This window comes from Paenibacillus sp. sgz302190, from assembly GCF_059820445.1.
This window is the reverse complement of sequence record NZ_JBZYAO010000013.1, coordinates 1-23099: the sequence shown is the minus strand read 5'-3', so window position 1 is coordinate 23099 and position 23099 is coordinate 1. Positions and strand designations below refer to the sequence as shown.

Here is a 23099-nt window from a genome sequence, read left to right as displayed (position 1 = left end):
ACTCCGAATCCGAGAACCCGCCCCTTAGGGCAGGCTCTTGTGTATAATGTACTCGTTCTCTCCTGAAAGAATGACACCTTGACCTTGCGTTATATCCGTGAGCCAACCAATAAAAGAATCCGCCTGATCCGCGATCGGGAAGCACGTCACAGACACTTTATCCGTGAAAGCGATCTCCCCGAGCAGCATGCCCTGATTCCTCAGCTCGTTCTCCAGCTTGCCGTACCACGTATAATCAACCTCTACCAGCACCCTCCGGTGGTTGACCTTGTAGATCGGCTTCGCCGCTTCAATGCCCGCCACGGCTCCATCCGTATACGCACGGATAAGTCCGCCCGCGCCGAGCATAATGCCGCCAAAATAACGGGTGACGACAACCGCGACATTTTTGAGCCCCTGATGCTTAATGACTTCCAGAATCGGCTTGCCCGCCGTGCCGCTCGGTTCTCCGTCATCAGACTGCTTTTGTATCTGATCCCTTTCTCCGATCATGTACGCCGAACAGTTGTGCGTGGCCGAGGCGTGCTGCTTTTTGACAGCTTCAATAAATTCGATGGCCTCTTCTTCCGATTCCACCGGCTTGGCATGTCCGATGAAACGCGATTTTTTAATGACAATTTCCGCCGATCCGTACGACTCAACAGTTTTAAAATGTGCTAACATAGCCGACCTTTCTTGGTAGAAGGGAAACATCTGTTTCATTTCATTCTACACACATCAGTTTGCTTCTACAATATGGAAAGAAAATTTACTACATAAATATTGGTAAATCGCCTATAAAAAAACGATCGATCCCTAAGGATTGATCGTTTTTTGTCCGTTATTTTTGCAAGCGCGCTTCGAGCTCCGCTTTTTCCTGCTCATAGCCCGGTTTGCCGAGCAAAGCGAACATGTTCTTTTTGTACGCTTCGACGCCCGGTTGGTCAAAAGGATTGACGCCAAGCAGATAGCCGCTGATACCGCATGCTTTTTCAAAGAAGTAAACCATATAACCGAATGTATACGGGGAAATGTCCGGCAGCGTCACGATCAGATTCGGAACGCCTCCGTCCGTATGGGCGAGCATGGTGCCTTCGAACGCTTTTTTGTTGACGAAATCCATCGTTTTGCCGCTCAGGAAATTCAATCCGTCCAAATCCTCGCTGTCGGTGCCGATCGTAATTTGCTCAGCGACCTGATCGACCTGAATGACCGTTTCGAACAAAATGCGGTTGCCCTCCTGCACGAACTGTCCCATGGAGTGCAGGTCCGTGGAGAAATCAACGGAAGCCGGGTAAACCCCTTTGTTGTCTTTGCCTTCGCTTTCGCCGAACAGCTGCTTCCACCATTCCGAAACGAAATGCAGTGCAGGCTCATAGTTGACGAGAATCTCGATCGTTTTGCCTTTGCGGTACAGCGCGTTGCGCACAGCTGCATACTGATAGCTCAAGTTCTCGCTCAGGTTCGGGTTCGCGAACTCCTTGCGCGCGTCCGCCGCGCCTTTCATCATCGCTTCGATGTCGATGCCTGCAGTCGCGATCGGCAGAAGACCTACCGCTGTCAGAACGGAGTAGCGTCCGCCTACGTCGTCGGGAATGACGAACGATTCGTAGCCTTCCGCCGTCGCCAGCGTTTTCAGCGCGCCGCGCGCTTTATCGGTCGTTGCGTAGATGCGTTTGCGGGCCGCTTCCTTGCCGTATTTTTTCTCCAGCGCTTCACGGAAAATGCGGAACGCAATGGCAGGCTCGGTCGTCGTTCCGGACTTGGAAATCACGTTGACGGAGAAATCTTTGCCTTCCAGCAGCTGAAGCAGGTGGGTAACGTATGTAGAGCTGATATTGTTGCCGACAAAATATATTTCAGGCGTTTTGCGGGCGCCTTTTGGAAGTATGTTGTAGAAAGAATGCGACAGCATTTCGATCGCGGCGCGGGCGCCAAGGTAGGAGCCTCCGATTCCGATTACTACGAGGGCATCCGAGTCCGATTGGATTTGTTTGGCGGCTGCTCCGATGCGGGCAAACTCTTCGCGGTCGTAGTTCTCCGGAAGATCCACCCATCCCAGGTAGTCGGAACCTGCTCCGCTCCCGTTGTGAAGCTGCTCGTGAGCAACTTTCACCTGCGCGGCCAAATAGTCGACCTCATGCTGGGAAATAAAGGATAGCGCCTTGCTGTAATCAAAATGAAGTTTAGTACTCATTATTCTCTCCTCCACTCTATTTTTTTCCTCTACCTAGCATACTTATTTGCTCGTACAAATGCAAGTCGATCAGGCATTCACAGGGCATGCTCCGCATGATAAAATGATTGATAAAATATAGCTTGAGGTGATGGTCATGAAGCGTATTGGATTCATCGGACTTGGGACTATGGGGAAACCTATGGCCGCAAACCTGATTAGAAAAGGTTATACCGTAACGGTATATAATCGGACTGCCGAAAAAGCGGACGAGCTTGTCAGTCTCGGCGCAGATCTGGCCCGGACACCTGCGGACGCGGCCAAAGATTCGGATGTTCTTTTCACCATGATCAGCAACGACGCGGCTCTTCTGGAGACGTTTTACAGCGAGCAAGGTGTGCTCAGCGGCCTTCATCCGGCGCTGACGATTATCGATTCCAGCACGGTCGCTCCCCAGACCAGCCAGCGGCTGGCCGAAGAGCTTGCCGCGCATTACGTCGACTTCCTCGACGCCCCGGTTACAGGCAGCAAGCCGGCCGCCGAGGCGGGCACGCTGACGTTCATGGTGGGCGGCAGCAAAGAAGTGTTCGACGAGCACTTCGACCTGTTCATGGCGCTCGGCAGCAAAGCCCTCCATCTCGGGCCTTCGGGCGCAGGCTCGTATGCGAAGCTGGCCCACAATACGATGGTGGGCATCAATGCGGCAGGCCTTGCGGAAGGCCTCGCCATCGCCACCAAGGCAGGCGTCAATCCTGCCCAGTTCCTGGAAATCGTTCGCGCCGGCGCGGCGAATAGCAGACAGGCCGAACTCAAGGGCGACAAAATCATCGACCGCGATTTCAGCAATCAGTTTTCGCTGAAACTGATGCTCAAAGACTTGCTGCTGGCCTCCGACCTGACCGGCAAGTTCCAACTGCCTTCGCCGATGCTGCACTCGGCCACCGCGCTGTTCCAGATGGGGCTCAGCAAAGGGCTCGGCGAAGACGATTTGTGTGCGGTCGTTCAATGCTACGAGGACTGGATCCGGCAGCAGGTCGCAAGACCGCACGAAGAAACCGCGGCAGCCGAAGCGAAGCCGGCTTCCCCGCTTTCAGGACACGAACGCCGGCGCAACACGCGCGTGAAGCTGGACATCAAGCTGATGCTGTCCGTCTACCAGTGGGAGCAGGAGGGCTCCTTCTCCGGACAAAACATCGAAGGAACGCTGTACGACCTGTCGGAAAGCGGCCTGCAGATTGCGTCCGGCTTCCCGCTCGCGCAGGACATGTTCATCGTCATCCACTTCCCGCGGGAAGCGGATCTGCCTCCGATTACCGGGCGCGTAATCCGCGTCGAATCCAAACCGGACAGCGACCAATTCAGCTACGGCTGCATGCTGTCCGGCCTGCCGCCTTTTGTACGAATCAAGTTGGAGCAGTACATCGAGCGAAACATCGAAAAAGCTTTGTAAAAACAAACAGCCAGCCGATCTATTCGCATAGAAGGCTGGCTTTTTATTTTATTGCCGCGACGGCTTGAAGTATTGCTGCACGACGGAGTAGGCCAGCTTCGGCCGGCGGTAGCGGTCGACGATTCCTTTGCTGTTCTGCGTGCCGGCCCGCGCCAGCAGCCAGCCGGTGCCTTCGGTCACCCGGCAGTCGCAGAACTGCCAAATGAACATCCCGGAAAGATAAGGCCGGGATGTATACGCCGCCAGATTCGCTGCGATAATATCGGCCTGCCGCTCTTCCGTGCCGCGCACCCGCGTCGGATTGCGGTGGCCGTAATGCCCGTCTCCGCCGAATTCGCTCATGATCATCGGCTTGCCTGAGCCGCCGGCCGCATTGGCCCAGCCTCTAGCCTGGTCGCATAGCTCGCCGGGGTCTTCATCTCCGTACCAGCCCGGGTACAAGTTAAACGAGACGATATCCGCCAGATCGAAGCACAGCTCCTTGTCCCGGTGATGCGAAGCGAATGTCAGGGGACGGCTGGCGTCAAGAGCACGGATTTGTGCGAACTGCCTTTTGTAGTGTTCCCTGCCTTCCTCCGTATCGCTCGCGCACTCATTCAAAATCGCCCAGATCGCAATCGACGGATGATTGCGGTGCTGCTCCACCATTTCCCGGTTAACCTGCCCGCACTGCCGGACGAAATTCGGGTTGCGCATTTGCTCCAGGTTGAATCCCCGCGCATGATTTTCCTCCCATACGAGAAAGCCTCTTTCGTCGCACAGATCGAGAAACCGCTCATCGTTCGGATAATGACTGGTACGCACGGCGTTCGCTCCCATGTCGGCCATCAGATCGAGATCCTGGGCCATAAGGGCAACCGGAAACGCCGCTCCGACCAGCGGATGATCCTCGTGCCGGTTAAACCCTTTGAACACGACGGCTTCCCCGTTAATCCGTATGCTTCCCTGTTCCACCGTAACCGTGCGGAATCCGACCCGTTCGATCAGATCGTCCAAAGGCTCGGCATGACCTTGAGCATACAGCTTCACGTCCAGCTCATAAAGGCGTGGCGCGCCAGGAGACCAAGCCTCCGCCCGGGGGCACGCATACTCGCCGCCCCACACAACTGCAGCTCCCGCTTCCATCACGGCCGACCCGAGGTCGAATTCCTGCCCGGCCAGCGTGCCGCGCAGCATCACTTCGGCCGCCTCGGTCCCCGTGTTGCATAGCGCAACGCGGATGTCCGCCTTCCAGCCGCCGCCACTCTCGCTGTCGCCGGCATCCCGGCTCGGCGTAAAAGCGATTCGCCCGATCCGGACATCGGGAACCTCTTCCATAATGGCGGGACGGATGAGGCCTCCGTATGTATAATAGTCGTTCGGCACATGCAGAGAGGACGCTTCGCCGAACGAATTGTCGGCAACCACGACCAGTTCGTGTTCGCCGGCTTCCACACCGCGTACGAAAGCTTCGAAAGCGGTATACGCATTATAATGCTCGGCAATTTGCACGCCGTCCCAATAAATCCGGGCCGTATGGCTGACCCCTTTGAACTCGAACCGCAGGTTGGCGCTGCGGTCAAGCGTCACTTTTTTCCGGTAAGCCCCGACTCCCCGGTACGTTGCAAAATGGGGATGCGTCTCCCAACAACCGGGGACGATCAATTGATAACCATATGACAGGAAAGCGGTATCGGTAAAATCCCCTTCAACCGGCGTAAAATCCCACGTCCCGTCCAACTCCGCGATGCGGCGAACCTTATGTGTTTGAAACAAACGAATCATGATAGGCGGCCTCCTCCTGCAAACTGCTTATTTTTCTCGAAACTGGTTGCGGTACTGCGTCGGAGTCAGTTGTGTCTCCCCTTTAAAAATTTTATTGAAATACGAATGCTGATAACCAACCCGCTCGGCAATTTCATTGATCTGCATTTGCGTCGTCGTCAGCAGTTCTTTCGCTTTGTCCATCCGCAGCTTCATGATGTAATCGACATAATTGATCCCGAGAACCTGCTTGAAGGAACGGCTGAGCGTGTACGGACTCGTATGAAACTGCTCGGCGCATTCTTCCAGAGAAATATCGTGCATATAGCGAGTGCCCAACATCTCGGCGGCCTGCTCGACCAACCTTCTGGAGCTGATGTTTTGGACCTTGCCGAATTCCTCCAGATAGGGGGCGATCACTTTTTGGCGGAACCACTTTTTGAGCGCGGCCGGATCGCGAAGCCCAAACATTTCCTCATACAGCTGAACTTCGTTAAACAGCGGAAGCCGGGTAAAGCCAAGCTCGATGAGCATATGTCTCGTACTCCCAAGCAGTTGCAAAATCGCCTGCTGAACGAGCACTTCGCTGTCGCTGAGCCGTTCCGCTTCGTCCATAAAGACCGAGAAGGAAGCATACGCTTCCTCCTCCAGTCCAAGCCGCATCACATGCAAAAACTGCTTTTCCTGGGCAAAAGGATACTGCACGCTGGACGGATAAGGAGGTTCGTACGCCTCCAGGTCAATGACTTGATGAACTTCCTGCAGCCCGCGAAAACGCGACGCCTGCCGAGCCTCTTCCAGCAGCAGCGGAACCCGGCTCACCTGCCCGATCCATGGGCAGACGATCACTGTTACATGCATGCGCAATATTTTGCTCAGAACGGCAATGAATTCCTGCGACAACTCGTGCAGCATTTTTCGGGATGCTCCGGTATCCGTCCCCGGGTCCGCAATGCACAACAACCCGACGGATAAATCCTGAAAATTAATCGCATGCGCCTGCATCAGCCTTCCCGCCGACAGCTCCTGGGCAATATTGGCTGCGGCAAATGAGACGAGCTGCCTGTCCTGTTCCATGAATTTGCCCGGCCCTTCGTGAAATCCCGAAAGCTGAATCAGCAGCACGGTAAATCGGCGTCCTTCCGTTTCCCAGCCCAAGTGCTCCATCCGCTGACGCAGGCCGGCCTCGTTCGTCGCGTACAAATGCCCTTGCGCGAGCTGCAGCAAAAAGCCTTCCCGAAGCGAAGGTACCGCTTGCTGCAAGCGTTCCTGCAGCGTGCTTCTTTCGCGGGTAAGCGAAGCCCACTGCTGCTCGATAAACTCAATCTCGTGCTTGGCTTCGCCCTTCGCCCCTTCCTTGCCTGCGCCAAAAAGCGCAACGAGCCGTCCGATCGGCCGATACAGCCGGCGCGAAGCGAGCCAGGCGAGCAGCAGCGCCGCCGTCAGGCCCGCCAAGCTGCAGGCGAGGATCCATCTGGAGGTGAGCAGAACGGGCTTCGTCAGCTCGGATAACGGGCTGGCGGTCACATAGATCCAACCTGCCCGGGTTACATCTCCGAACGATACGATGTACGTCTCGCCGCTCCATTTGAAAGGAAACGACTTGACGTCGTGCCCTTTGTCCAGCACCTGCTGCTTCAAGGCTAACGAGAAATCCAGCACTGTCTCTTTGGGCTCCAGCACCCAGTCGCCCGATTGCTGCATCAGGAATGTCGTCCCTTTATCGCTGCTGGACTGCATGTAGCCGATGGTCCGCTCAAGCTCGTCCCGGTTCAAATTCAATACAAAAGCGCCGAAGGGCTGCTCCGAATGCCACGGCAGCTTGAAAATGATCGATACGGGGAACGTTCGCCGCCCGTTGCCCGACGGAAGCCCGTAAGTCAGAAACAAGCCTTCCTTTTTTTGCAGCAAAGTTTGATACCGCTTCAATCCGTCGTCGCTCAAATAATCGATCCCTGCTGCCGTAACCAATGCCTGCTGCCGGTTCAGGAACAGGTCGGCTTCATCGACCAGAACGTTGGAACCGCCTACCACGAGCATCGATTGCATCAGCTTCTGCATGTCATCGATATGCTCGATAAACTCGTACTGGTCCAAATAATCGCCAAAAAGCGGGTTGTTCGACCATCGGCTCATCACCATCGAAATTTGATCGAACTGCTTGTTCATAATCTCCGAGTATTGCTCGATTTTGTATTGATGGGATTTAAACACTTCCTTCTCCACTTGATTAATCCCGATTGCATAGTTGCTAGCAGCGATAAAAAGCGAAGGAATGCTTGTGATCAGCAGGACAAGAACCAGACTCCTTCGAAAATATTGGCCTTTTTCGGCCGAATCCGGCTGCTTAAGCCGTTCCCGCAGTCTCTGTCTCATGAATCCACCTCCGGCACCCAACCGCAAGTATGCAGATGCCCCCACAGCCTCTATGCAGAGCTGTAAGGGCAGTTCCCCCCATTATTTGGCTTTGGTGCGCTCCTGATAAGCTTGGTTGTACTCATCTAATATTTTCATATAATTGCTGTCCGTTTTCAATCCTTCTACGAATGTATCCCACTCTTCAAGGGACGTTTTGCCCATAATCACTTTGGTTTTCAAATCCTGAATTTTCTTGTCGTAATCGCTGCCCAGTTTGGAAGCCGTCTCGGACGAAAGCCCGGAGATTGGGCTGGCGATGCTCACATCGGCGGCTTGATCGATCAGCTTTTTCTCCGCCTGCAGTTTATCAGCCGAAAGGCCCGTCCCGAGGTTCGCATATTTATCGAATTTCATGAAAATGTTTTGCATGAACTGAAAGCTCGGATCTTTGCCCGCTTTTTCCGTCAGGACATAGGCGCCGTCTTTTTTCGTAAAATCAACGCCCTCGATACCGTAGTTGGCCAATTCGTGCCCTTCATCCGAAGCGCCGTAGTCAAGGAACGCCAGCAGTTTTTTCACCTTGTCCTGCGGTACTTTTTTGCTAATGACGAACATCCCGAAATGCCCGTTACCTTTGCTCGCATACTTGCCGTTCGGCCCGCTCAAAACGGGAATCCACTCCAAATCCGCATCGGTTTTCCCGGATTTTTTAATTTCCCGCAGCATGCCCGGAATCTGGTTCGGTTTATCGGCGAAGATGCCGGCCTTGCCCGCGAACATCAAATCCTTCGCCTGATCGAGTTTGAGCAAACCGAAATCCTGTGGAATCAGCTTTTCGTCGTAAGCTTTCTTCAGCCATTCCAGCGACTTGCGCATGCCGGGATCGAACGTGACGTCGACCAGCTTGCCGTTAACGGCCTTATACTTACCGCTGCTGCCGTTAAATACGTCCTGAACGAAGCTCAACTGGCCCATATCGGCCTGGTTGACAAACCCGCTCAAGCCGACGGTGCCGGCCTGGCCGTCGGGAGCTTTTTCCTTAAACGCTTTCATCACGCTGTAGAGCTCGTCCATCGTTTCCGGCGCCTTCAGATTGAGCTGCTTCAGCCAATCCGTGCGAATGAGCGGCTGGGCGTTGCCTTCCGTCGGCCGGACCCGCGGCACACCGTACAGCTTGCCGTCGATCAGGTTGTTCCGGAACGTAATATCCGGAAATTTTTTAAAATTCGGATACTCCTTGATCAAGTCGGTCAAATCCCAGAACGCCCCCTGCTTGGCCATATTGCGGAACGCCGCATTGCCAGTATCCGTGACGAGCATCAAATCGGGCAAATCGCCGGAAGCGAGAGTCACGTTCACTTTTTCGTTGAAATTGTTCGGTGTGATCCACGTAATGTTCAGCTTCGTATTCGTACGCTTTTCCACTTCTTTGAGGATCGCATTGTCGGGTGCGGGCGGTTCCTTTTGGTAAAAAATGGACATGATGCTGATTTCCGTCGGCTTGTTCTGCTCCGCGTCTTTGTTCGTATCCGCAGTTCCTCCTGCCCCGCTGCCGCAGCCGGCAGTCACAAGCGTCACGCCAAGCAGCGCGGCGAGCGGGAACGTCAAGCGCGCCCCTGTTCTCTTTTTCTTTTTCATACGTTCGGCCTCCCTATTGTTCATTATATGTCTCATTCCTTGACCGAGCCAACCATGGCTCCTTTGGCAAAATGCTTTTGCAGGAATGGATATACCAGCAATATCGGCAGTGTCGAAATGATGACAGCCGCCATCTTTTTCGTCTGCGAGGGGATCGATTGCACCGCCGAGTCGGCGACGGCCCCCGCGCCCATCGATGTGGATGAATCGATCAGCATATTTTGCAGCAAAATTTGCAGCGGCCACTGCTCGGGCTTGTTGATGTAAAGCACAGCTGTGAAAAATGTGTTCCAGTAAGCTACCGCATAGAACAAGCCGAAGGCGGCCAGCGACGGCAGCGACAGCGGCAAAATCACTTTGATCCACACCGTCAGGTCGTTGCAGCCGTCGATCCGCGCCGCTTCCTCCAGGCTGGCCGGGATGGAATCGAAAAATCCTTTCATCAGCAGTACATACCAGCCGCTTGTCAGCACCGGTATAATTAACGACCAGATGCTGTTGATCAGCCCCAAATCCTTGACCACCAAATATCCCGGAATAATCCCCGGATTGAACAGTGTCGTCAGCAAAATGAGCAGCATGAGTATTTTTCTGCCTTTCAACCTTTTTCTCGACAGACCGTAAGAGAGCGAGGAAGTAACGACAAGGCTGCAGGCCGTGCCGACGACCGCCAGGAACGCGCTGACTCCCGTCGCCCGGAGGAACGTATTGGTAGAGAGCAGGTATTCGTAGGAAGCGAGCGTCCACGTTTTGGGAAACAGCAGCAGTCCTCCCTGCCGGTATTCCTCCGGCGTAGCAAACGAGATGACAAGCACATAGTAAAAGGGGAACAAGCAGGCGATGCCGATCAGCAGCAGCATAACGGTGTTCACCGTATCGAACACGCGGTCGAAGAGACTTTTCGCAGCGGTTATTTTCATCAGTACACGCCCTCCTCGCCGAATTTTTTCGAAAGCTTGTTCGCGATAATGACCAGCACGAGGCCGACGATTGATTTGAACAAACCGATCGCAGTGCTGTAGCTGAACTGCCCCTGCAAGATGCCCACCCGGTACACGTAAGTGTCAAATACTTCTGCGACCTCGGAGACGGCGCCGTTCATCATGAGGTAAACCTGCTCGAAGCCGACGTCCATAATATGGCCGATCCGCAGGATCAGCAGGATGACGATGACGTTCCTGATTGCCGGAAGCGTGATGTGCCACATCTGCCTGAGGCGTCCCGCTCCGTCCAGCTTGGCTGCCTCGTACAACTGGGTGTCTACTCCGGCCATGGCCGCCAGGAAGATGACCGTCCCCCAGCCGACTTCCTTCCAGATGGACTGCAGCGTAAGCAGCGCCCAGAAATACCGGGGCTCGGTCAAAAAGTCCACCCGCGCAAAGCCAAGGAATTCAAGCAGTTGATTGACGACCCCTTCCGACTGGGAAAGCAGCAGAAAGCTCATCCCGGCGATAATGACCCACGACAGGAAATGGGGCAAATAGACGATCGATTGAATCGTTTTCTTGTACCATTCCTTTTGGGCCTCATTGAGCATTAGCGACAGGATGATCGGAATCGGAAAAAAGAACAGCAGGCTCAGCGCATTGATCGCCATCGTATTCCGCAGCATTTTGTAAAAATCCGGGCTGGCAAACAGCCTCGCGAAATGTTCGAAACCGACCCATTCGCTATGCCAGAAGCCCGTGTATGGCGAATAATTTTGAAACGAGATCAGTACCCCCCACATCGGCACATATTTAAATACGAGAAAATACAGAAGCCCCGGCGCAACCAATAAGTATAAAAACATATCCTGCTTTATCGCGGCCTTCACATCCCCACACTCCTTTCTTCTACAACTGCATCTGTTCGCAGGGGAAAATTCAACTTGACTATAGGGGAAGCGCCGCTTGAATGCATTAAAAAAATCTTGCCGCGCGCTTTGAGCGGCTTTGCACTTTATTGCAGCAAAGCCACCATCCGCCCCCGGCGGGGGCAATTAAAAAAAGACCTCCCGGTCTCGTCCGTGGAACAATCCACTTCGGAGACCGGAAGGTCTTTTGCTGCTTGCCCTTTCAGCTTACTCGCTAATGTAAGAGCAAATATAGTCGCTGACGGTTTTCACGTCGAGCTTGAATTTGGCATTCGCCGGAACGGTGAACTCGCCTTGTCCGCTGATGGAAATCCATTCGCTGCTGCCCGGAAGCAGAACGTTCAGCTCGCCGGCTTGAATTTCCATAATTTCTTTCGTGTCGGTGCCGAACTCATACTCCCCCGGGAGCAAAATGCCGAGTGTTTTTTTCGTTCCGTCGGCAAATACGACGGTGCGGCTTGTTACTTTGCCGTCGAAATAAACGTTGGCTTTCGTAAGTACAGTTACATTTTCAAAGCTGGACATCGGTAGCGGTTCCCCCTATACGATACGTGTAAATAATCCCATGAGCGGTCGGCTGCTGCAGCTTTGCTTAAGCCAACAGCGCTTTGACTCTGGCTACGACATTCTCGACGGAGAAGCCGTATTCTTTCAGAACTTTATCTCCAGGCGCAGAAGCGCCGAACGTGCTGATGCCGAGGATCGAGCCTTGGTCGCCTACGTATTTTTCCCAGCCGAGCGGGTAAGCCATCTCGACGGCGAGACGTTTTTTCACGTCAGGCAGGATGACGGAATCTTTGTAAGCTTGCGGCTGTTTGTCGAACAGCTCCAGGCTCGGCATGCTGACGACGCGGACGTGGATGCCTTCCGCCTGCAGCTGCTTCTGAGCGGCCACAGCCAGCTGAACTTCGGAGCCGGTCGCCAAAATTTGCGCGTCAGGCTTGCCGTTAGCCGCATCGGCGATGACGTAAGCGCCTTTGTCGATGTTCGCTTTCGCCAGTTCTGCGGAGCCTTCCAGAATCGGCAGGTTCTGACGAGTCAGTACCAGCGCGACCGGACCTTCCTGCTGGGCCAGCGCATAGCGCCACGCTTGGGAAGTTTCGTTCGCATCCGCCGGACGCAGAACGGTGATGCCAGGGATAATGCGCAGCGCAGGAAGCTGCTCGATCGGTTCGTGCGTCGGTCCGTCTTCGCCGACGGCGATGCTGTCGTGCGTCAGGACGTAGACGACAGGCAGCTTCATCAGGGCAGCGAGGCGGATCGATGCGCGCAGGTAGTCGGAGAATACGAAGAAAGTCGCTCCGTACACTTTCAGACCGCCGTGCAGCGCCATGCCGTTCATCGCCGTGCCCATGCCGAATTCGCGCACGCCGAACCACAGGTTGCGGCCCGCATAGCTGCTGGCGCTGTAGTTGGCTTCGCCTTTGATCATCGTGTTGTTCGAGCTGGCGAGGTCGGCCGAACCGCCGATCAATTGCGGCAGCTTGCCTGCAATCGCATTGATCGCGTTGCCGGAAGCCGCGCGGGTCGCCAGAGGCTTGTCTTCCGTCGTATATACGGGAAGCTCCGCATCCCAGCCTGCAGGCAGCTCGCCGCCGACAGCCATATTGAACTGAGCGCCAAGCTCAGGATAAGCTTTGACGTAGTCAGCAAGCAGCGCGCTCCAAGCTTGTTCGGCTTTGCTTCCGTTTTCTTTAACTTTCGCGTAGTGCGCTCTGACTTCGTCCGGCACGAGGAAGTCCGGCTCTTCAGGCCAGCCGTACGCTTGCTTGGTCAGCTTGGCTTCTTCCGTTCCGAGCGGGGAACCGTGAGGACCCGCATGTCCGCCTTTGCCGCCTTTGTTCGGGCTGCCGAAGCCGATTGTCGTCTTCACTTCGATCAATGTCGGACGGGTCGTGTCCGCTTTCGCTTCTTCCAGCGCTTTGGAAATCGCGGCCAAATTGTTTTCCTCTTCGACGCGCAGCACTTGCCAGCCGTAAGCTTCAAAGCGCTTTTGCACGTTTTCGGAGAAAGCCATGTTCAGCTCGCCGTCCAGCGAAATGTCGTTGGAATCGTAGAGCATGATCAGCTTGCCGAGCTTCAGGTGCCCGGCCAGGGATACCGCTTCGGAAGATACGCCTTCCATCATGTCCCCGTCGCCGCAAATCGCATATGTATAGTGATCGATGACAGGGAAATTATCTTTATTGTAAGTTTCTCTCAGGTGAGCTTCAGCCATAGCCATACCGACAGCCATGCCGATGCCTTGTCCGAGAGGACCCGTCGTAGCGTCTACGCCGGCCGTATGGCCGTACTCGGGATGCCCTGGAGTTTTGCTTCCCCATTGGCGGAAATTTTTAATATCGTCGATCGACAGGTCATACCCGCACAGGTGAAGCAGGCTGTAGAGCAGCATGGAGCCGTGTCCCGCGGACAAAACGAAGCGGTCGCGGTTGACCCATTTCGGATTCGCCGGATTGTGCTTCATATGCTGGGTCCACAGCACGTAGGCCATCGGTGCGGCGCCCATCACCATGCCGGGATGTCCGGATTTCGACTTTTCAATCGCATCGATACCGAGTGTGCGGATCGTGTTTACAGCAAGCTGGTCGATGTTTTGGTTCGTTACTGTCATCAAAGTTTCCCTCCTATATGTGGTTCTTTCTGCTTGTTTCCCCTACTTGTACATACAAGTCAGTCTTCTCACTTGAATTATTGTACCATTTGCTTTGAGGCATTGCCACAATAAACCGTTAAAATCTTCTGGCGTCAGATGAAAATAATATTGCAGACTGGCAGCGGAGTTAAGCTTACGGGCAGATTTGTTCCAAGAAAATATAAAGCGGACCCCCTAGATATTTTGGGATCCGCTCATTAATTTTTTATTTCACGCTATAGACGCCATATATTTCGCAGCATTGCAACGAAGGATGCGAGAGGTTCCCATCGGATCGTTCCGCCCCCATTGCGAATGAATGCATGCTCCGCCGAGACGGCGCTCAAGCCAGAACGACTGGTTTGAGCACTTCTTCGCACCATTGGCGAAAGCTGGTGGGGGTAACGGACTGCGGGGTGCGAATCTCGGCGTCGTATATGCCCCGGTCGACCGCGGCCGCCATATCGATCAGCCCCTGCGCCCACGATTCGGTCATCCCATGCTGCACCATCGTGGCCTTGTAGGCCTCGCCGGGGACCTGCTGAAAGCGAATCGGCCTCTCCAGCACCTCGGACATGATCTGTGCCATGTCGTTGAAGGACAGGTTCTCGGGACCGCATACCGGGATGCTATCTTGCCCGCTCCAGGAGTGATCGAGCAGCAGCTTGGCGGCGACGGCGGCGATGTCGCGGGTAGCGCAGTGCGGGACCTTGCGATCCCCGGACATCGGATAGAAGAACATCCCCTGGCGTTTGATCGGCTCGACCTGCCAGAGCATATTCTCCATAAATCCCGGCATGCACAGCGAGCGGTAGCTCACGCCCGTGCTCTCGATCAGATCGTCCATGGCGAATATCGCTGAGATCTGTCCGGCGTTCTTGGATATCCCGCGGCCCAGGCTCGAGACACCGATGACGCGCTTGACGCCCTGGCTGTTGATCGCTTCGCACACCGGCCGGATGAAGTTCAGAACATGGTCCTGGACGCTCTTGGCGCGTGGGTTCGGGGGCACCACCCAAAATACGGAGTCAGCGCCTGCAAACGCCTTGGTGACGACATCGATGTCGTCATGCGACCCCTGCACGACCTCGACGCGCTCGCGCACGTGCGGGCAAAGACGGGAGGGATCGCGCGCGATCAAGCGAATTGCCTCTGCGCTATCAAGGACAATGTCAAGGACCTGGCGGCCGATCTGGCCGGTGGGAGTGGTTATGACCATCATGAAAACCAATCATCCTTTCTTGTGTTTTGCTGGAATTAAATGAACTCGTTCGAACGGCCAATTTAGAAACAATACAGTGTTGTTTAAACAACAATTTCGTGTAAACTATACTGTATAATGAATGATAAACAGTTCGAGCGATCCGAGCAATCAGCAAACGGCCGTTATCGTTGTATAGACAACATCTTTGCCTTTTTGTTGACTTTGAGTAACAAATATATCTTGATTTCATGTCCGAAGGGGAATCCTGAGTATTCCTAATTTGAGGAGCGAGGTTGAACATGCCGGTAAACCAAAACGATCCCCGCGTGAAACGCACGCGTCAGTTGTTAATACGATCCTTTATGGAACTGCTTGAACAAAAGAAGAATATCTACTCCATTTCAGTGCAAGACATTACTGATCGAGCGACAGTGAATCGCGCCACGTTTTATGCACACTTCGAAGATAAATATGCTTTCCTTGAGTGTTGGATGAGGGAAAAATTCCAAAGAAAATTGGCGGAAACATTGCCTAATTCTTCAATATCAAATATGGGTAGCTTGCGAACCCTCATTTTAACCGTTTTCGAGTTTCTTGCCCTTACCAGGCAGTACATGACTCGGACTCCGGAGAACAGTCAGTATGAACCGCTGTTTGAAATCGCGATGCAAAAAGAACTTTATCAGCTTCTGTTCAAATGGTTGAGTGAAGAGTCGAATGATTCCGTCTCACAAGAGATGGTTGAATCCACAGCCCTCGTCATAAGTTGGGGCATATTGGGGACAGCCGTACAGTGGAGTCGAAGTCCTCAAAATCGCTTGGCTGAAGAGATGGTGCGAGACGTGTTGGTGATTGTGGCGGCGGGATTGGCACCCGTAATGGCATAGCCCCTCAATGAAGATAGAACTTCATTTTCGGAAAAAAGAGCCAAATTTTTCGTCAATTTTCGAAACAAAACGTATCGCCCACGCGTCTAATTACTATAGATACCCTAAATGTGCCTTAGGAGGTGCCCATCGTGCCGACCGCCTGGACGGAACGTGAAGTGATTCATTTGTTAAACCGCACCGCATTTAGCGTTAACCCGGCAGCCATCGAAGCCTGCTTGTCCTTCGGCAAGGAGGAAACCGTAAAGCGGCTTATCGCCGGCAAACCGCTGGTCTCCGCGGCAGCCCCTCTGTCCGCCATCAATGAGTTGAAATCGGGCGACGGAACGCTGCAAGCAAAGCTGCTGGACGACCAGATTGTGTACTGGCTGTACCGGATGATGAATTCCACAGCTCCCCTGATCGAAAAAATGACGTTGTTTTGGCATGGGCATTTTGCCACATCGTTTTACAAAGTCCAAAGCATGCCGCTTATGCTGCAGCAAATCGAGACACTCCGCACCCACGCCCTCGGCCCCATCCGCGACCTGCTTATTGCCGTCAGCAAAGATCCGGCCATGATGCTTTGGCTCGATGCGGGCTATAACAAAAAAGGAAACCCCAACGAAAACTATTCGCGCGAGCTTATGGAATTGTTCACACTGGGAATCGGCAATTATACCGAACAGGACGTTCGCGAAGGAGCCCGCGCTCTTACCGGCTGGAGCTACAATGCCGAAACTTTCAAGGTTGTCTTTGACGCCAAACATTTCGACAGCGGCACGAAAACGTATCTCGGCGAAACCGGCAACCTGGGCCTTGTCGAGGTGATCGACGTTCTGCTGAAACAAAAAGCGTTGTACGCTTTTCTGGCCCGCAAGCTGCTGCAGGCGTTCGCCGTGGAAAATCCTTCGGATGCGTGGGTCCATAAGCTTGCTTCCCACCTGACCAAAGCGAAAAATATCGGAGAAACGATGAAATTTCTGCTGACGTCCGATGAGTTTTACCATGATTCCACAATGATGTCGCTGGTCAAATCCCCTCCCGAATACATGACCTCTATTATCAAAACCCTCTCGCTTTCTACGGATATTCATTTTGCATATGCGATCAAGGAAATGGGGCAGGAATTGTACGCTCCGCCGAATGTAGCCGGATGGCCCGGGCATGCCGAATGGCTGACGACCAACTATTATTTGGCCCGCTTCCAGTTTGCCGAGTATGCCGCGGCTCGCGCTTCTGCGAAATTTTTCGCCCAGTGGGAAGAGCCGGTTCAGGCCGAAACGATGATCAAAGCGTGGTGCCGCCTTTTGGGAATCGGCAAATTGAGCGACGTCTCCTTGAAAGGGCTGCTTCGTTATGCGGGCGAGGCTCCGGATCCCGGCGATTTGAAGGAACATGCCAAACGAAAGCTGCTGCAGCTGCTGCTCATGTGTCCCGAAGCCCAGCTCAAATAGGAAGGGAGGTAGCTTAAAGTGAAACTGACGAGAAGACAATTTTTGAAAAAAGGGACCGGTCTGCTGGCCACCCTCAGCTTCGGCGGCGCCTTTCTGAGCGCGGATGCCGATTCCATCCTTTATGCGAACTCGGCGGCCTCCAAGCCTGAAGTCAAAAATCCCGTACTGGTCGTGGTCCAGCTCTCGGGGGGTAACGACGGCCTGAATACGCTGATTCCCTACGGGGCGGGCGAATATTACGATACCCGGCCTAAGTTAAGCTTCAAGCAAAGCCAGGTGCTCGCCATCGACAACCAGCTAGGCTTCCATCCGAAGCTGGAGGAGATGCATCGAATGTATCAGGAAGGCAAGCTGGCAATCATTCAGGGCGTAGGCTATCCGAACCCGAACCGCTCGCATTTTCGCTCCATGGACATCTGGCAGACCGCCGAGCCCGCGAAACAGTACATTAGCGGGTGGCTGGGCCGCTATGTGGATTTGTCCAAGCCGTCCGCTCCCCTTCCGGCGATTCAGATCGGGGATAGGGCGAACAAAGCGCTGTACACCCAAAACTACGATGTGCCGGTCGTCCAATCGCTAGGGCAGTTCCGCGCCTTCAATCCGAAGCAGAGTGCCGCGGAGAACGGCAAGCTCGAGCAAATTTTGAAGGACATTTACAATGCTCCCGGCAAGCCGGAATATCTCCGCGTCTCCGCCCAAAGAGGCAGGAGCGCCTTTGAATACGCCGAGGCGATCGAGGCCATGACCAGCAAGTATCAGCCGCTGACGGCCTATCCGGACTCCAAATTCGCCCAGCGCATGCAGTTGATCGCCAAGCTGATTTCCGGCAAATCCGGCACTCGCGTTTACTATGCCGAGCTGGGCGGGTTTGACGATCATGCGAACGAGGCGCAGCAGCATAACCGGACTTTGAGTGATCTGGACGGCACCTTGAGCGCTTTTTACAAAGATCTGCAGCTGCATCAGTTGCAAAACGATGTCGTCGTTATGGTTTTTTCCGAATTCGGACGGCGCCTCAAGGAAAACAGCAGCGGCGGGACGGATCACGGCACGGCGGCTCCCGTATTCGTGCTTGGAGGCAGCGTCAAAGGCGGCTTGTACGGCTCCTATCCGAGCCTCAGCAAGCTTGACAACGGGGACCTTATATACTCCGTGGATTTCCGGTCCATCTACTACACGCTGATCGATTCCTGGCTCAAGGGGGATGCACAGGGCGTTCTTTTCAAATCCTACGAAAAAATCCCCTTCATCTGATCCGTTCGCTGACGGCAAAAAGGCTGACCCCGATTCGCGCCGGGATCAGCCTCTTTTTGTGGCTGGAAAAATAGATATTTAGGAGAACACGACCGTTTTGTTGTTGTGCACGATGATGCGGTCTTCGACATGCCAAGCGACGGCTCTGGCCAAAACGCTGCGCTCGATCTGGCGACCGATTCTTTTCAGATCCTCCACGTTGTCGCGGTGGCTGACGCGCTGGACGTCCTGCTCGATGATCGGTCCGCCATCGAGTTCCTCCGTCACGTAGTGTGCCGTCGCCCCGATAATTTTCACGCCGCGGTTATGCGCGCGATCGTACGGCTTGCCGCCGATAAACGCCGGAAGGAACGAATGGTGGATATTGATGATTCTGTCGGCGTAATGCCGGATAAAGGACGGCGAGATGATCTGCATGTATCTGGCCAAAATAATCGCGTCCACATTGTCGCCAAGTACGGAGAGCTGCTGCTCTTCGGCCTGCTGCTTCGTGTCGGCGGTCACCGGGATGTGGTGGAACGGAATGCCGAACGATTCCACCGTAGCTTTCGTATCCGGGTGGTTGCTGACCACCATCGCAATCTCGACGTCGAGATCACCCGAACGCCAATGCCACAGCAGCTCAAGCAGACAGTGGTCCTCCTTCGAAACGAAAATGGCGATGCGCTTCTTTCTGCTCGCCAAGCTCAAATTCCAATCCATTTGAAACTTGTCGGCCACCGCGGCAAAATCCTGCCGAAAGCCGCCGACTTTCCGCTCGATCTCCGGAAGGTCGAATTCGATCCGGATAAAGAACAGCCCGCCTTCCGGGTCCATCGTATATTGATCCGATTGCACGATGTTTGCGCCGTGCTCGAACAAAAACTGCGATACCGCAGCCACGATGCCCGGCTGATCCGGACAAGAGATAAGCATCCTGGCCCGATTGTTTTGTTCTGCTGCTGGTTTTGTCAAGGAATTGCCTGTTACCCGTTCCATCTTATCCTCCTCAAGTAAAAGCGGCGCTTGTGCTGTGTTGTTTGCGGCTTGGATTAAGCTTGCTTCAGCGCCTCTTTGCCGGCCAACCAAACAGTCAGCCTTTGGTTGATTTGTTCTTCGCTGAGTTCAGGGAATAACCCCTCCTCATGAAGCAAATCGTACAAGCGTTCCATCGGCTCGCGGCCGTCCGCTTTTTTCGCTTTGGCATCCGTTTTGAGCAGATCCCATGTTTTTAAAATATAATCGCGGTGATGAATGTCTTTCTTCGTCAGCAAATGATCGATGCGCTCCACATGATCCAGGAACTCGCCCCCGAAACGCCCGCTCAAATTGCCTGACAGCAGCGCAATCTCGGCTTCGTACATCGGACGCTGCGTTTTGTCTTCCTTCCCGATCCACGGCGTCTCCAGAATCATCGGCCGTGATTTGAGCTTCTCGTGATTTACAACTCTGCTCATGGCCTCATAACCGATCCAGCCCGACCCTACAGGGGCATGGCGGTCTTTCGAAGCGCCGCGCGGATTTTTGCTGTCGTTCAAATGAATAACCGCAATGCGGTCCAGACCGACGGTGCGGTCAAATTGCTCCAAAACCCCGTCCAGATCGTTGATGATATCGTATCCGGCATCGTGCACGTGGCAGGTGTCCAGACATACGGTCAGACGGCCGTTATCCTGCACCTTTTCGATAATTGCGGCAATTTCCTCAAAGCTTCTGCCGATTTCCGAGCCTTTGCCCGCCATCGTCTCCAAAGCGATATTCACTTTCGTCTCTTTGGTCCCTTCAAGAACCATGTTCAACCCTTCCGCAATGCGGTTTATGCCGTATTCGGCATCCTTGTCCGTATAAGCGCCGGGGTGCAGAACGATATTGCGCACTCCCAAATAGTCGGTTCTGCGGATTTCTTCCTGCAGGAAATTCACCGCGAGATCAAAAGTATCTTCTTTATATGATCCCAAATTGATGATGTACGGAGCGTGCACGATGATTTCGTCAATCCCGTGCTTGTCCATCAATGCCTTGCCCTCTTCGATGTATTGCGATTCTATCGGCTTGCGCCGTGTATTTTGCGGTGCACCCGTGTAAATCATAAATGTGGAAGAACCGTAGGTAACGGCTTCCTCAGCGGCATTCAGCAGTCCTTTATCCGAGAACGAAACGTGCGACCCGATTTTCGGCATGTTTCTTGCTCCTTTGCTTTTGGTTAGTTCTTGTCTATTTTACTAAGAAAGTCGCAAGAAATCTAGAAATGATATATAATTTATATAGCTACGACTCGTAACAGAGGTGAAAAGTATCGTGAACAACTCCGCGTTTATGTGGTTTATTATTTTCTGGGTATTCGTTCTGCTGTTTTTCATGTCGGTGGGCGGGTATTTCATGTTCCGCAAGTTTTTGAAGGTGCTGCCCAAAGAAGACGGCAAATCCAAGCTCGACTGGCAAAATCATTACGTCGAATCTTCCCGCCACCTGTGGACCGACGATTCGAAAGCATTCCTCGACCAACTGGTCTCCCCTGTGCCCACGGCGTTCCGCGATATCGCCAAGCATTCCATCGCCGCCAAGATCGGCGAAGTCGCTTTGGAGGAGCAAGCCAAGGAAGTGACGCGCGACCACTGCATCAAAGGATACATATTGGCAACTCCGCGCAGAGATTACCGGAGCCTGACCAACTTCCTGGATAAACATCAGATCGACTACAGCGCATACAAACATCTGTTGAATTAAGCGAAAAGCTGTTCCCCGCCAAGCCCGAATCGGCTTCAGGGAGCAGCTTTTTGCGCCGGTACTAGCTGTCCAGGGCCATCTGCAGCTTAGCAAAGGCAAAAACAAAATGTCCTCTGTATAAGGAAACACAACTGGGCATATTAGATCGAAAGCAGGCCCACTAGCAAAAAACTTTATAAAAACGAAAAAAGCCCCGTTTTCACAGAAGCTTTTCTCAACACGTGATTTCACCTTGCGGTGAATAAACATATATGCAATTGAATCCATTATTCCTATTATTAATGCTATATCACGTATGTACTGCATACGCAACATATATCTACATAATCTAGAGCTTTGAAAGATCAACACCAGCTGCTGCGGCTGCTTCTTGAATCATTGCTTCTACTCCACTTTGCTCTGAAAGGCTCTTAAGTAGTTGGATCAGCCTGTCAGCCTGTAAATTTCTACTATAGCTCGGAAACAAATTCAGCACATAGTCCTCTAATTCACTCAAAAGTAAAGGAATGGTTATCGAGCCCATATTATTGGTTACACGTTTTTTATCAACCTAGCGAAAGTTTCTCATTTGAATTCCAGTGTTTACTTGAAACCCGTCAGCTGGTGTTGCATCAATAACATTGGGGTATCCTCGACCGTATTTTTTCGAGCTACAAGGAGCAACTAAAATACTATTAAAATCAATGATGAGCACGACACATGGATGCTCAAACTGAGGTTCATGACCAAAATTTGTAGCACCAAGATCCGCCATTAAGATTGTACCGGGAGCATAGTAAGTTGTCCTATCCCCATGTGCAAGGCTTTTCAACCATCGTTCATGAAAAAGAATCCAATGGCCTAAATCATGCACCGAAAGATTAGGAACATGATCAATTAGATTCCATATTTTCAACTTATACTGATCAAAAACAAATGCATTATCCTTACCTGTAACGCTTTTTACAATTGAACTCTTAGTTTCACGTTTAATACTTCGATTATCAATTGTAAACAGAAAAACTTACCTCCATACTAATTGCTGATCAATATCCCCTAGTTAGCATAGCATACAATATTCCTTTTCTTAACTATTCAGGATTTCAGATGGAAAGGAAAGTTTAAAATTTTCATATCCCTTCGGCGCAGTTCCGAAAGCTGAGGAGATCCCGCTTTCGTGGCGGGAGGCATCTCTTACGCATAAACCGGTTGTCCACAGAAAGCCTGCGAAAGTGCGGCTTTTTGCTCCTCCCCGATCCGCATGCCTTGAAATGTTCCTGCAAATCTGCAGGCTTCTCCGCTCATGCGCGGGGCCCAGTCGGGCTCAGTTCCATTTGCTCAGGAATTCCTGCACAACAATCACAGGCTTTTCCTCCAACAAGTCGGTTTCCTCGAAACAGCCTGCACTTTCCAAGCTGCTTGAGAAAGTCACACGCCGGAGCCAGCAGCACATCTGCCAGGTAACGCGCAGAAAACCGAGTCAGACTGTTAATACTCTCACGCTGGAAGGTCACACATTTACTTGGAAACGAGCAAAAACCTGCAAAAGTGCAGTTTTTTGCTCGTCGATACGCTGTCAGCGAAAAATTCCTGCAATTGTGCAGGCTTTTTGCCGGACACACGGCCTCCGATTCATTTTCGTCGAAAATTCCTGCACTTTCGCAGGCTTTTTGCCAAAATGGACCATATTAACAGGAAAAGCCTGGTCGAGTAGGCGGGGCCTTTCCTTCTCGGATTGTGCCCCATACCCCTCTCAGATCCGTACGTGCGCAATTCACGCATACGGCTCCTCACTTCGA

18 protein-coding genes are annotated in these 23099 nt (G+C 53.1%); 5 read left to right on the top strand and 13 right to left on the bottom strand.

Translation table 11 applies throughout. From position 1 onward, the window contains the following. Positions 1–24 precede the first annotated feature (24 nt). The gene (locus AC6RNO_RS16025; protein WP_474684055.1) at positions 25–663 is read right to left on the bottom strand and encodes a YigZ family protein; all 639 of its coding nucleotides are present in this window, start codon (positions 661–663) and stop codon (positions 25–27) included. A gap of 157 nt (positions 664–820) precedes the next feature. Further along, positions 821–2176: a glucose-6-phosphate isomerase gene (locus AC6RNO_RS16020; RefSeq protein ID WP_497106027.1), complete on the bottom strand. Its 1356-nt coding sequence runs from the start codon at positions 2174–2176 to the stop codon at positions 821–823. A 136-nt stretch (positions 2177–2312) separates the two neighbouring features. Between AC6RNO_RS16020 and AC6RNO_RS16015 the strand changes: the two genes are divergently transcribed. After that, on the top strand, positions 2313–3605 hold the full coding sequence (locus tag AC6RNO_RS16015; RefSeq protein WP_497106026.1) for an NAD(P)-binding domain-containing protein: 1293 nt from the start codon (positions 2313–2315) through the stop codon (positions 3603–3605). Positions 3606–3653: 48 nt separating this feature from the next. Here AC6RNO_RS16015 and AC6RNO_RS16010 read toward each other — a convergent pair whose 3' ends face one another. The 8 genes from AC6RNO_RS16010 to AC6RNO_RS15975 form a co-directional block, all read right to left on the bottom strand. Beyond that, positions 3654–5369 carry a glycoside hydrolase family 2 TIM barrel-domain containing protein gene (locus AC6RNO_RS16010; RefSeq protein WP_497106025.1) on the bottom strand — a complete coding sequence of 572 codons (1716 nt, stop codon included), beginning with the start codon at positions 5367–5369 and terminating at the stop codon, positions 3654–3656. Between the two features lie 27 nt (positions 5370–5396). Then, entirely contained in the window at positions 5397–7724 is a 2328-nt protein-coding gene (locus AC6RNO_RS16005) for a helix-turn-helix domain-containing protein (RefSeq protein ID WP_497106024.1), read from the bottom strand. Between the two features lie 81 nt (positions 7725–7805). Further along, on the bottom strand, positions 7806–9344 hold the full coding sequence (locus tag AC6RNO_RS16000) for an extracellular solute-binding protein (RefSeq protein WP_497106023.1): 1539 nt from the start codon (positions 9342–9344) through the stop codon (positions 7806–7808). A gap of 32 nt (positions 9345–9376) precedes the next feature. Continuing rightward, positions 9377–10264, bottom strand: a complete 888-nt coding sequence (locus AC6RNO_RS15995; protein ID WP_474684049.1) for a carbohydrate ABC transporter permease — start codon at positions 10262–10264, stop codon at positions 9377–9379. Next, positions 10264–11136: an ABC transporter permease subunit gene (locus tag AC6RNO_RS15990; RefSeq protein WP_497106122.1), complete on the bottom strand. Its 873-nt coding sequence runs from the start codon at positions 11134–11136 to the stop codon at positions 10264–10266. The genes AC6RNO_RS15995 and AC6RNO_RS15990 overlap by 1 nt, the downstream gene beginning before the upstream one ends. 270 nt (positions 11137–11406) lie before the next feature. After that, entirely contained in the window at positions 11407–11724 is a 318-nt protein-coding gene (ppnP, locus tag AC6RNO_RS15985; RefSeq protein ID WP_474684048.1) for a pyrimidine/purine nucleoside phosphorylase, read from the bottom strand. A 67-nt stretch (positions 11725–11791) separates the two neighbouring features. Next, positions 11792–13813 (bottom strand): transketolase, encoded by a 2022-nt coding sequence (gene tkt, locus AC6RNO_RS15980; protein WP_474684047.1) that lies wholly within the window; start codon positions 13811–13813, stop codon positions 11792–11794. Positions 13814–14177: 364 nt separating this feature from the next. Further along, positions 14178–15056, bottom strand: coding sequence for an NmrA family NAD(P)-binding protein (locus AC6RNO_RS15975; RefSeq protein WP_497106022.1), 879 nt, complete (start codon positions 15054–15056; stop codon positions 14178–14180). 281 nt (positions 15057–15337) lie between these two features. On the opposite strand from AC6RNO_RS15975, the gene AC6RNO_RS15970 reads away from it, so the two are divergent. The 3 genes from AC6RNO_RS15970 to AC6RNO_RS15960 all read left to right on the top strand — a co-directional run bounded on the left by AC6RNO_RS15970 (position 15338) and on the right by AC6RNO_RS15960 (position 18615). Further along, positions 15338–15925, top strand: coding sequence for a TetR family transcriptional regulator (locus AC6RNO_RS15970; protein ID WP_474684045.1), 588 nt, complete (start codon positions 15338–15340; stop codon positions 15923–15925). Between the two features lie 131 nt (positions 15926–16056). Further along, positions 16057–17361, top strand: a complete 1305-nt coding sequence (locus tag AC6RNO_RS15965) for a DUF1800 domain-containing protein (RefSeq protein WP_474684044.1) — start codon at positions 16057–16059, stop codon at positions 17359–17361. Positions 17362–17379: 18 nt separating this feature from the next. Then, a complete protein-coding gene (locus AC6RNO_RS15960) occupies positions 17380–18615 on the top strand; it encodes a DUF1501 domain-containing protein (RefSeq protein ID WP_488434376.1) in 1236 nt (411 codons plus the stop codon). A 78-nt stretch (positions 18616–18693) separates the two neighbouring features. On the opposite strand, the gene purU is transcribed toward AC6RNO_RS15960, so the two are convergent. Next, positions 18694–19593 (bottom strand): formyltetrahydrofolate deformylase, encoded by a 900-nt coding sequence (purU, locus tag AC6RNO_RS15955; RefSeq protein ID WP_497106021.1) that lies wholly within the window; start codon positions 19591–19593, stop codon positions 18694–18696. 53 nt (positions 19594–19646) lie between these two features. Then, a complete protein-coding gene (locus AC6RNO_RS15950) occupies positions 19647–20774 on the bottom strand; it encodes a deoxyribonuclease IV (RefSeq protein WP_474684041.1) in 1128 nt (375 codons plus the stop codon). Between the two features lie 136 nt (positions 20775–20910). Here AC6RNO_RS15950 and AC6RNO_RS15945 point away from each other — a divergent pair, with 136 nt between their 5' ends. Beyond that, complete coding sequence (locus AC6RNO_RS15945; protein ID WP_474684116.1) at positions 20911–21321, top strand: DUF2621 domain-containing protein; 411 nt, start codon at positions 20911–20913, stop codon at positions 21319–21321. Between the two features lie 550 nt (positions 21322–21871). Here AC6RNO_RS15945 and AC6RNO_RS15940 read toward each other — a convergent pair. After that, entirely contained in the window at positions 21872–22216 is a 345-nt protein-coding gene (locus AC6RNO_RS15940; RefSeq protein WP_474684040.1) for a hypothetical protein, read from the bottom strand. Positions 22217–23099: the final 883 nt, after the last annotated feature.

Bases quoted from the DNA above. Each gene is read 5' to 3' on its own strand.
- AC6RNO_RS16025 (WP_474684055.1), bottom strand. From the start codon at position 663: ATGTTAGCACATTTTAAAACTGTTGAGTCGTACGGATCGGCGGAAATT.
- AC6RNO_RS16020 (WP_497106027.1), bottom strand. From the start codon at position 2,176: ATGAGTACTAAACTTCATTTTGATTACAGCAAGGCGCTATCCTTTATT.
- AC6RNO_RS16015 (WP_497106026.1), top strand. From the start codon at position 2,313: ATGAAGCGTATTGGATTCATCGGACTTGGGACTATGGGGAAACCTATG.
- AC6RNO_RS16010 (WP_497106025.1), bottom strand. From the start codon at position 5,369: ATGATTCGTTTGTTTCAAACACATAAGGTTCGCCGCATCGCGGAGTTG.
- AC6RNO_RS16005 (WP_497106024.1), bottom strand. From the start codon at position 7,724: ATGAGACAGAGACTGCGGGAACGGCTTAAGCAGCCGGATTCGGCCGAA.
- AC6RNO_RS16000 (WP_497106023.1), bottom strand. From the start codon at position 9,344: ATGAAAAAGAAAAAGAGAACAGGGGCGCGCTTGACGTTCCCGCTCGCC.
- AC6RNO_RS15995 (WP_474684049.1), bottom strand. From the start codon at position 10,264: ATGAAAATAACCGCTGCGAAAAGTCTCTTCGACCGCGTGTTCGATACG.
- AC6RNO_RS15990 (WP_497106122.1), bottom strand. From the start codon at position 11,136: ATGTTTTTATACTTATTGGTTGCGCCGGGGCTTCTGTATTTTCTCGTA.
- ppnP (WP_474684048.1), bottom strand. From the start codon at position 11,724: ATGTCCAGCTTTGAAAATGTAACTGTACTTACGAAAGCCAACGTTTAT.
- tkt (WP_474684047.1), bottom strand. From the start codon at position 13,813: ATGACAGTAACGAACCAAAACATCGACCAGCTTGCTGTAAACACGATC.
- AC6RNO_RS15975 (WP_497106022.1), bottom strand. From the start codon at position 15,056: ATGATGGTCATAACCACTCCCACCGGCCAGATCGGCCGCCAGGTCCTT.
- AC6RNO_RS15970 (WP_474684045.1), top strand. From the start codon at position 15,338: ATGCCGGTAAACCAAAACGATCCCCGCGTGAAACGCACGCGTCAGTTG.
- purU (WP_497106021.1), bottom strand. From the start codon at position 19,593: ATGGAACGGGTAACAGGCAATTCCTTGACAAAACCAGCAGCAGAACAA.
- AC6RNO_RS15950 (WP_474684041.1), bottom strand. From the start codon at position 20,774: ATGCCGAAAATCGGGTCGCACGTTTCGTTCTCGGATAAAGGACTGCTG.
- AC6RNO_RS15945 (WP_474684116.1), top strand. From the start codon at position 20,911: ATGTGGTTTATTATTTTCTGGGTATTCGTTCTGCTGTTTTTCATGTCG.